The following is a 2,303-nucleotide window of genomic DNA, read 5'->3' on the forward strand; positions in this document are numbered from 1 at the left end:
GCGAAGAAGCCGGGCGAGGTGGCAGTCAAGGATGGCGTCAAGGCCTCCGTAGGCGGCCAGGTTGTGAGCGGCGGGTCTGCAACAACTCCCCCTCCGGCTTCTGGTGGCGGTGGAGGCGGTGGAGGAGGAGGCACCTCGAACCCAGGCGGAGGTGGCAATCCGAATCCGGGGAATCCGAGCAATCCAGGAAACCCAGGAAACCCAGGAAACCCAGGAAACCCAGGAAACCCAGGTAATCCGCAGCCGGGGTATAATGTGACGGGAACGGTCTATGACCTACAGGATCAGCCTTTGCAAGACATTTATCATATTTCATACTATCGTGAGCAAGACCAGACCATGCAATATGAGATTATACAGGATGGAAAAATTGCGCTGAATCTTATAGCCGGAACTTACTGGTTGCTTAGTGTATCGACTTCCAATGAGGTAAACGGACAAACGTACTGGGTTAATCAAAGGTTTGATGTCAAGGAAAATGGATCCCAGCAAATTACTTTCAAAGTGAAAGCGAATAATGTACAGGGTCTAGTGACGGCTCCTGATGGTGTCGATGAAGAGAATGCTTCTTTGGAAATCGTCAATGAAGGAAATAAAATGTCTTATTCTGTTCAAGCGAAAAAGAATGCTTTTGCTTTGCATTTGCCTGACGGTAAATACAGTGTTACTTCCTACGAAGACAGTAGTTCGCATATTAGAGATGTCGCGTTATTTAGCGTGGCGGGCGGTCAAGCAACAATTGAGGTTAAGCTTCCTGCATTTGTTTATGGTGAAGTGAAACTACCGGAAGGAGGGCCGCTCCAAAGTGGGTCGGTAAGCTTCAGTCAAAAATCTGGGCCGCTTACCTTTGGTAGTGTAGTAGAAGGTCACTTTAAAGTACGATTGCCCAATATACCATATACTTTCGCAAGTGTTATTTATTCTGTCGGAGACAACAGCTATGAATTCGGTGAATACTTTTATAATGTGAAGCCTACCGATACAATTTTCTTAAAAGGATACAATGTTAAAGGGGTATTTAAACTACCGATAATAGAAGATAATAAATTGATAAATATTGAATTAACACGTGGTCAAGAAATCTATAGCGTTAGCGTAATGAATGATGAGTTTTATGCTGCATTATCGCCAGGACAGTATCAATTGAAAGCGTACCGTATTAACTATGGAATGAAAATACAACTAGTAAAGGAAATTGTGATTAATGTCGAGGTCGATTTGGGTGAAGGTGTAACCGAGGTGGACATTGAATTAACGAAGGAAGATATTGCACAGTCTAATGTTTCTGGCACCTTCAAGGATCGTAACGGGGCTGCGCTTGACGATGTTGAGTTACATATCCGGCGTATTGATGTCTTTGATTACTCAAGCATTTATGTAAAAGAAGGTAATTTTAATGTCTATTTAGATCCGGGTCATTATGCGGTTCAATATTTTAGTGTCAATGGAAAAATGACAGTTATGAATCAGTATTTTACGATTACGGAAGAGGCTAATATCATCGATATCGTAGAGGGCAAGTACAATTGGAGTGGTGAAGTCTTTGAGGCGGGTGGCGAGACCATTAAGCAAGGTTATTTGTACTTAAAGAAGGATGGAGTCGACTCATATATATATCCTGTTAATATAGTCAACAGTAAATATGAGGCGCTACTTCCCGATGGAACCTACCGTATGTATGGGGTGGATAGTGACTGGAGGACTATTGGTTCATTGGAAGCCGAGATCATCGTTTCAGGTGGAATCATAAAGATGAATCCGTTTCAGCGATGGGTAATGCCGCCACCTTCGACCTTTGAGTTTGATGGCAAGCAAGTTTATGAAATACATGTAAAAATAATTGGGCAAGATTCCTATTACATCATTCATGGCGCGCGCCCGGAACTCTATATTTCAACGCCAGGGAAATACCAAATCATTAGCTATGTGCTTGTTGGGGGAGAAGAGATTCCATATAATGGGCCCATCTTTGAGATAATAATTGAGAATGAAACTGTTGTGGTCGTAGGTGTCGATGAAGTGCCGGGCGGGGAAAATCTACCTGTCGTTACTACTCCATAAAGCCTTTCATGCAGCCATCCCGGCAGGGGTGGCTTTTCTGTAGGGAATGTAGAATTAGAGTGAAAAAAGGAGCTGTTTTTTTATTTACAACATGCTTAATCCCTCATACAATTAATAGTAGTAACTGGAGGATCATGGTTCATATTCCGTTGAGTCTCTGGGAATAAAATTTCATTATGAGGGGCGAGAAACTCAGTTGACGAGACAATGGAAACGAATCATGGCTATCGTGCTGACGATGG

Annotated in this window: 1 protein-coding gene; it reads left to right on the top strand. The window is 43.0% G+C overall.

The features are described from left to right. The coding region (locus PA598K_RS35135; protein ID WP_221414215.1) for a hypothetical protein at positions 1–2,061 on the top strand (2,061 nt) is incomplete at its 5' end. Positions 2,062–2,303: the final 242 nt, after the last annotated feature.

The sequence above is a fragment of the Paenibacillus sp. 598K genome, assembly GCF_003851045.1.
Taxonomy (GTDB): domain Bacteria; phylum Bacillota; class Bacilli; order Paenibacillales; family Paenibacillaceae; genus Paenibacillus_D.